The sequence below is a fragment of the Cyclobacterium sp. genome, from assembly GCF_014762705.1.
Taxonomy (GTDB): Bacteria; Bacteroidota; Bacteroidia; order Cytophagales; family Cyclobacteriaceae; genus Cyclobacterium.
In genome coordinates this window covers 36,677-44,328 of sequence record NZ_JABURL010000063.1, presented here as the reverse complement: position 1 = coordinate 44,328, position 7,652 = coordinate 36,677, and the positions used below count along the sequence as shown (strand labels likewise).

6 protein-coding genes are annotated in these 7,652 nt (G+C 41.1%); 4 read left to right on the top strand and 2 right to left on the bottom strand.

Annotated elements, in window-relative coordinates; all coding sequences use genetic code 11:
- Positions 1-498: 498 nt before the first annotated feature.
- A complete protein-coding gene (locus HUJ21_RS12010; RefSeq protein WP_291370080.1) occupies positions 499-1,509 on the bottom strand; it encodes a cation diffusion facilitator family transporter in 1,011 nt (336 codons plus the stop codon).
- 256 nt (positions 1,510-1,765) lie between these two features.
- Here HUJ21_RS12010 and HUJ21_RS12005 point away from each other — a divergent pair, with 256 nt between their 5' ends.
- From HUJ21_RS12005 to HUJ21_RS11990, 4 genes are all read left to right on the top strand, one after another.
- Positions 1,766-3,064 carry a serine hydrolase domain-containing protein gene (locus HUJ21_RS12005; protein WP_291370078.1) on the top strand — a complete coding sequence of 433 codons (1,299 nt, stop codon included), beginning with the start codon at positions 1,766-1,768 and terminating at the stop codon, positions 3,062-3,064.
- Between the two features lie 202 nt (positions 3,065-3,266).
- Positions 3,267-4,175: a hypothetical protein gene (locus HUJ21_RS12000; protein ID WP_291370076.1), complete on the top strand. Its 909-nt coding sequence runs from the start codon at positions 3,267-3,269 to the stop codon at positions 4,173-4,175.
- A 96-nt stretch (positions 4,176-4,271) separates the two neighbouring features.
- Positions 4,272-6,332 carry a methionine--tRNA ligase gene (metG, locus tag HUJ21_RS11995; protein WP_291370074.1) on the top strand — a complete coding sequence of 687 codons (2,061 nt, stop codon included), beginning with the start codon at positions 4,272-4,274 and terminating at the stop codon, positions 6,330-6,332.
- 98 nt (positions 6,333-6,430) lie between these two features.
- Positions 6,431-6,868, top strand: a complete 438-nt coding sequence (locus tag HUJ21_RS11990; protein ID WP_291370072.1) for a DUF4174 domain-containing protein — start codon at positions 6,431-6,433, stop codon at positions 6,866-6,868.
- 2 nt (positions 6,869-6,870) lie between these two features.
- Here the strand turns inward: HUJ21_RS11990 and HUJ21_RS11985 are convergent, their stop codons facing one another.
- Positions 6,871-7,497: a 2OG-Fe(II) oxygenase gene (locus HUJ21_RS11985; RefSeq protein WP_291370070.1), complete on the bottom strand. Its 627-nt coding sequence runs from the start codon at positions 7,495-7,497 to the stop codon at positions 6,871-6,873.
- Positions 7,498-7,652 lie beyond the last annotated feature (155 nt).

The window sequence follows — 7,652 nt, the reverse complement described above, 5'->3', positions numbered from 1 at the left end:
TTATTGTTTATCAGTGCTACGAAATATTGGAGATTCAAACTTTTCCGAATATTCCGGAAAAATAGCCGCATAAAAAAGGCTGCCCTTTTCGGACAGCCTCTTTGAAAATTTATAACGGACCAAACTGACTTACTCCGTATATTGTAAAAATTAGGTAGGAAACAAAATGGAAAATATTGATCAAATGATGATAAAACCAATGATCAACAACCAGATTATTGCGGAAACCATTATTAGTACGGTAAATTGCTTATCTTTCATGACTTCAAAATTTAGATGAATACCACGGTATTAAGATACAAATAATAGGATATAAAACAAAATTTTATATATATAATAATTTTTATAACCTAACAAAAGCCAAGTTATTTATTGTGAAAAACCATATCTTACAGCAAAAAAATTGCTTCTAACGACAAAAATTATGATTTATTTTATCAATACCTCAATTTTTCATGAAGAAAAAAAATTTAAGATTTTAAAACAATCTGCTATCGATCAGGGTTTGTCTGCGAAAAATTGACTTAATTCATGGTAGTGCTTTTGGTTTTTGGACATGTTATATGCTGTCCATTTTACTTTTTTTGACCGGGGATATTTTCTAACATGACAGTCTTTTACCTGGCAATAATGACAACATGAATCGGGCAGACAGGGGTCCGCATGAACAAACACTTCTACATATCCTGGCAGCCCCTGCTCCAACACTTCTTCGACTTCATGGACTTCATCATGCACCTGTATCAAATCAAAATAATAAGGAAGGGTCAAATGCAAATCAATATGACTGTCACCGCCATATTGCTGAACACGCATGTTGTGGATATCAATCCAATTCGGTTTTCGGTTACGGTTCAGGATTTCCACCGTTTGGTTAATGGCTTCCGGATTGGACTCATCCATCAAACCCGCGACAGAGCGTCTAACCAAAAAATAACCATTGTAAATGATGTAAATGGCAAAAGCCATGGAAATGATATTATCCAGAAAAATCCAACCGGAAAAATAAATGATACCAATTCCTGCTATCAATACAAAACTGCTGATGGCATCGGTGGAAAGATGTCTCCCATCGGCCTCTAAGGTAATGCTGTTGAGTAGTTTTCCCTTTTTTTGAAGCAAATAACCTAAAAATCCATTTACCAGCCCTGAAAAACCTACAAGGGCCATTCCCATCGGTAAATCCGTCAACTCCTGAGGGAAAATAAATCCAAGGATGGCCTGATAAATGATAAATATGCCAGCAATTATGATCAATGTCCCCTCAATGCCAGCACTGAAAAACTCTATTTTTCCATGCCCGTAGGGATGATTACTATCCTTGGGAAGAGCACTTAGATAAATACTGTATAGCGCAAAACAGGATGCCACTACATTAACAATGCTCTCCATGGCATCTGTCAGTATGGCATTAGACCGGGTAATATAAAAAGAATAAAACTTGACGGTCAGCAGCAGCAAACTGATGGCCACGGACCAGATAATTAGACGCTTCTTTTCTGAATTCACATTTTTTGTACCTGATATTTAACCAAAATTACAGCTATTTGGGTATCCGAAAAAATTAAAGCCCAATAAATGACAAAGGATGCATAAAAATGCTTATGGGCGTTGCCTGGCATCCAATATTGGACAAAAAAAAAATCACGGGAGATTACAGTCCACGATCCCCAAGAAGGATAATTCAATAAAAAAACGATGATATGTTGAATTAAATGCTTACTTTCAAAATGTAAAAAAACATAAAACCCCAACTTCATTCAACATGTCTCTCAAAAAATTCTTTGTGGTATTAATTGTTATTTTTCAGGTAAATGCCAGCAGCAATGCCCAGACTACCAGCCAACAGCAATCACCCTTCCTAAGCGAAGGAAAGCCTGTGGATGCTGGCATGTCTGAAGAAAGGTTGAATCGAATAGATGGGATGTTGGAAAAGGCCATATCTGACAATACCATTCCCGGAGCGGTGGCCTTGATAGCCAGAAATGGTAAAATTGTTTTTCATAAAGCCTATGGACAGGCCAATGCCCAAGGAAAAAAACTACAGAAAGACGCCATATTCCGTATTGCATCTCAATCCAAGGCCATCACTTCCACGGCCGTAATGATGCTTTGGGAGGAAGGTAAATTTCAATTGGATGATCCTATTTCCAAATACATTCCAGAATTTAAAAACCCCCAGGTATTGGCAAATTTTCGCTATGCGGATACTACTTATACTACCCGATCCGCCAATAGGGAAATTACCATCAGGCATTTGCTAACCCATACCTCAGGGCTGGGCTATGGGGTGATCGACGGAGATGAAAGAATGGAAATGATTTACCATAAAGCCGGAACCACCGACCTGTTTACAGCAGAGGATGTAAAAATCAAAGACGTGGTCATGAAACTGGCTAAACTACCCCTGCACCATAACCCGGGTGAAAAATACACCTATGGACTTGGATTAGATGTGCTGGGTTATTTTATCGAAATCATGTCCGGAATGACCTTTGAAGCATTTCTTGAAGAAAGGTTATTCGACCCTTTGGGCATGGATGATACCGGGTTTTATTTGCCGGAGTCCAAAGCAGACCGCCTTGTGGCCATACAACATAAAGTAAATGAAAAATGGGAAGATTATCCCAATACTTTTTATGATGTAAATTACCCTGTAAAAGGTGCCAAAACATTCTTTTCAGGAGGAGCAGGCCTGTCAAGTACTGCTAAGGATTATGCTACCTTTCTTCAAATGTATCTCAATGGAGGTGAGTTAAATGGCAAAAGATTCTTAAGCAGGACGACTATTGCCACCATGATGGCAGACCAAACTCTGGAACTTTATGGGGGTGCGGACCAGCATTATGGCTTGGCTTTCGGCGTTTTGACCGAACGTGGCCAGGCCAAAGGAGGCCTGGGCAGTCCGGGTACTTTTGTCTGGGGAGGTTATTTCAATACCCAATACTTTGCAGATCCTCAGGAGCAAATCATTGGTATTATCATGAAGCAAACCCAGGGTGGCACAGGAGACCAGACTGCCTGGAAATTCAAACAAATGGTAGGAGCAGCTGTAGACGATTAAATTGTAAGCAAATTTCATAGCAATGGTCTTAAAAATATTATTTTATAGATTTTGATTTATAAGGTTATAATTTATCCTATAATTAAATTAATTAAAAATTAATTACTTTTATTGCTTAATTAATCCATATAAAATCGTATTTTGTTTCCTTTAATTTGACTGGTATACCTTCTGTTAAGTGTGAAAATATTTAGATCTCTGTATGAAAGCGCTAGTTTGTTTCCGGATCATTTATCTCCAATTGGTTTTTGCCCTGCTTATCTTCCTTCCCATTGTGTTAAGGGCACAGGACACTGGCAGACCGTCGGAGGAAAGCCAGATGGTGCTCGTACAAACCAAAGATGGCAATGAATACCTGGGGACAATCACCTCAGAGGATGAGGTAAAAATCGTTATTCGCACCCAAAATCTTGGTGACATCACCATCTTCCGTTCCGATATCGTACGGATAAGTGGTATGGATACTGGCAGGATGGTAAACGGGGAATTTTGGTTTTCCAATCCCCAGGCCACCCGATACTATTGGCTTCCCAATGGGTATGGGTTGAAAAAAGGAGAATCCTATTACCAAAACGTATGGATCTTTTTCAATCAGGTTTCTACCGGGATTACGGATAATTTTTCTATTGGAGCCGGAATGGTGCCTCTTTTTCTTTTTGCAGGATCCCAAACCCCGGTATGGATCACTCCCAAAGTTTCCATCCCAGTCGTAAAAGATAAATTCAACCTTGGAGCAGGAGCATTGGCCGGAACCGTTATTGGAACAGATGACGGAGGGTTTGGCATGCTATACGGCCTGTCCACTTTCGGATCCCGGGATAAAAACCTCACCATAGGATTGGGATGGGCCTTCGCCGGAGGGTCCATTGCCAATGCACCTACTGTTTCTGTTGCCGGGATGATCAGAACAGGTCCCCGTGGTTACTTTTTAACTGAAAACTATTTTATTGCAGCAGGTGGCGAAACCATAGGTATCTTGTCCGCCGGAGGTAGAAGGATCATCAAAAGGATCAGTCTGGATTACGGTTTATTTTTACCGATTGCTCCTGGCTTAGATACCCTGATTGCTATTCCCTGGTTGGGAATCACCTTGCCATTTGGTAAAAATTAAGTACAGTGCCCGGGGCCAGCTGGCTTTGGTCCCATACGGTCGATTAATGTGCCTTCATATTTCGCCTAAAACCTATTTTCGCTATCTTTGTGGGCTATGAGCGAAAAAATATTTAAAAGATATACCGTTACTTCAGCTTTGCCTTATGCCAATGGTCCACTTCATATTGGCCACCTGGCAGGGTGTTATATTCCTTCTGATATATATGTGCGCTACTTGCGGCTGCAAAACAGGGATGTGGCCTATGTCTGCGGATCTGATGAACATGGTGTAGCCATTACCATCAAAGCAAAAAATGAAAACATCAGCCCTCAGGAGGTGGTAGACCGATACCACGGCATCATGAAGGAGAGTTTTAAAAAATTCGGTATTAGTTTTGACCATTATTCCAGGACCTCCTCAGCCATTCACCATGAGACGGCTGGCCAGCTTTTCAGGGACCTGTATGATAAGGGGGAATTTGTAGAGAAAGAAACCGAACAGTACTATGATGAGGAGGCCGGACAGTTTTTGGCAGACAGGTACATTGAGGGGACCTGCCCCAATTGCGGGTACGAACAGGCTTATGGGGATCAATGCGAAAAATGTGGATCTTCATTGAATCCAACAGACCTGATCAACCCAAAATCCAAACTTAGTGGCAATACACCGGTACTTAAAATGACCCGGCATTGGTTTTTAGACCTGGGCAAGTACACCCCTTTTCTCAAGCAATGGATATTGAAAGACCATGCTCATGACTGGAAAAACAATGTTCTGGGACAATGCAGGAGTTGGCTGGAAGCCGGAGAGGGCCTGCAAGCCCGATCCATGACCCGGGACATGGACTGGGGAATTCCTGTACCCCTTCCCGAAGCGAAAGGAAAGGTTTTGTATGTTTGGTTTGACGCTCCCATTGGGTATATATCCTCCACAAAAGAATGGGCCAAAGAAAAGGGCATAGCCTGGGAACCTTACTGGAAAGATCAGGAGACCAAACTGGTTCATTTTATCGGTAAAGACAATATTGTCTTTCACTGTATCACCTTTCCTGCTATTCTCAAAACACATGGGGATTTTATTCTGCCGGATAATGTTCCCGCCAACGAATTTTTGAATCTGGAAGGTCAGAAAATCTCTACCTCCAGAAATTGGGCGGTTTGGCTTCACGAATACCTGGAGGAGTTTCCCGGACAAGAAGACGTACTCCGCTACGTACTAACGGCCAATGCTCCCGAAACCAAAGACAACGATTTCACCTGGAAGGATTTTCAGGCCAGAAATAACAATGAATTGGTAGCCATATACGGGAATTTTGTCAACCGGGCGGTAGTACTGACCCATAAATACTTTGAGGGAAAAGTGCCCGAAAATTCCGACCCCCAGCCCATTGATGAAGAACTGTTATTGGCTTTGAAATCCTATCCAGATAAGATTGCCCAATCTTTGGAAAGGTATCGGTTCAGGGAAGCTTTGGCACTTATGATGGACTTTGCCAGAACAGGCAATAAGTACCTGGCGGATACCGAACCGTGGAAAACCATTAAAAACGACAGGGAAAGAACCGGCACTATACTGAATATAGCCTTAAATATCGCAGCCAATTTATCCATTCTTTCAGCACCCTTTTTGCCTTTTACAGCTGAAAAAATCAAGGAAATGTTGCATTTAAAAATATTCAAATGGGAAAATGCAGGCCAAATGGACCTGTTAAAGGCAGGTGAGGAAATTAAACCAGCCGCTTTGCTCTTCAAGAAAGTGGAGGATAGTACAGTGGAGGAGCAGGTACAAAAACTTTTGGAGAGCAAACGCAAAAATAAGGAAGTTCAGCATGAAACAGTTCCCGTGAAACCTTTGGTATCCTTTGATGATTTCACCAGGTTGGACTTGCGCATTGTTACCATATTAAAAGCCGAAAAAGTAAAGAAATCAAAAAAACTGTTGCAACTGACCGTGGATACCGGGCAAGGTCAAAAAACGGTATTAAGTGGTGTGGCAGAACAATTTGATCCCGGGTATCTCATTGGAAAACAGGTAACCATGCTGATCAACCTGGCCCCAAAAAAAATGGCTGGAATTGCATCAGAGGGAATGATCCTTATGGCGGAAGACGCCGGCGGAAAATATAAATTACTTACGCCACATGAAGCTACAAGTCCCGGGTCAACCATCAGTTGATCCGGAAGTAGCGGGGAGTTGTAAATTATTTTGCCAGTAAAAAACATTACAAGCTTCAATAGGTTATCACAGTATTATTTAAATGCCGTTGATTAACCATGAAATTCCTGATTGCTTTACTCCTTGTGTTTGCCTTGAAGCTTGATCCTTCTCCCATTACCCTGGAGGATCTTCAGTGGAAACACCGGGTTTTGCTGGTTTTTCCAGGAACCGATCAAAACTCAGAACCGGGCCTGGAATGGACCACCGATCTTGAAAAAGAATTGCTTGACCGTGATTTGCTTTATTTTCTTTTTGCGGATACCTTATCGGGCAATAATGATTACGTTTTTACACCTGCTTACCGGGAAAAATTAGAAAAGAAATTTAGGATGGGGTCGAAAGAAAATACTTATGTTCTGATTGGAAAGGACGGAGGTGTAAAATTGAAAAGAGAGCAACAAAAAGTAGATTGGAATGAACTTTTCAAAACCATAGATGCCATGCCCATGCGGATTCGGGAAATGAGAGAATCCGGTAAAAATAAAGACCAATAGTTTTAGTAAATATCTTTGTACCAACCCGTGAGACTGATCCGGGTCGCTTTTGTTGGCAATACTTCATGGTGCATTTCACCGCTTAAAAAAACAACCAACCTTCCACCAATGGGAAAGATATCCTTATGCTCTTCTAATCCATTTGACCCTGTGAAATACAACCTCAATGCACCTCCTTCAGATTCATCCCAGGTATCATTCAGATAAAGGATTACTGATACAATCCGGTAATTGACCGATTGAAACTTATCCAGGTGCCGAAGATAAAATGAGCCGGGCGGATACATGGCAAAATGGGCTTCAAAAGAGCGCAGCCCCAGAAAACACCGTTGGTTTATGGCAATTCTTAATTGATCCAGTTCGTTCCAGTATGTCTGTTGCAGGGGAGTCAATTGATATTCATCGAGCCAAAGTACCTTATCACTTCTGATTTCCGGCTTGATGGCAAAAGTGTCACCATTGCCAACTCCCGCATGACGAAACTGTCCGTGATATAGTAACTCACGCTGCTCCTTTAAAAGTTGTTTTCTGAAGTCTTCAGAAATATATTGATCCATTACCGCCCAGCCTTTGGTATACAGCTCATCTGCCAGCAATTCATTCTTTTTTTTTGTATAACCTTGCTCCATGGTTACAAATTTCGGCAAAATTTGTAAAACTCCGATGGATTTAATTTCATTTAAATTGGAAAAATCTTACTAATTGTCAGCCAAGAAAATGGAATTTTAGCTTTTATCCCTTAATTTGATGAATTAGCATTAATTTTAAATCCACTTACAGGAAG

What these genes read in the sequence shown, in the direction of transcription:
- HUJ21_RS12005 (WP_291370078.1), top strand. Translation starts at nt 1,766, where the DNA reads ATGTCTCTCAAAAAATTCTTTGTGGTATTAATTGTTATTTTTCAGGTA.
- HUJ21_RS12000 (WP_291370076.1), top strand. Translation starts at nt 3,267, where the DNA reads ATGAAAGCGCTAGTTTGTTTCCGGATCATTTATCTCCAATTGGTTTTT.
- metG (WP_291370074.1), top strand. Translation starts at nt 4,272, where the DNA reads ATGAGCGAAAAAATATTTAAAAGATATACCGTTACTTCAGCTTTGCCT.
- HUJ21_RS11990 (WP_291370072.1), top strand. Translation starts at nt 6,431, where the DNA reads ATGAAATTCCTGATTGCTTTACTCCTTGTGTTTGCCTTGAAGCTTGAT.
- HUJ21_RS11985 (WP_291370070.1), bottom strand. Translation starts at nt 7,497, where the DNA reads ATGGAGCAAGGTTATACAAAAAAAAAGAATGAATTGCTGGCAGATGAG.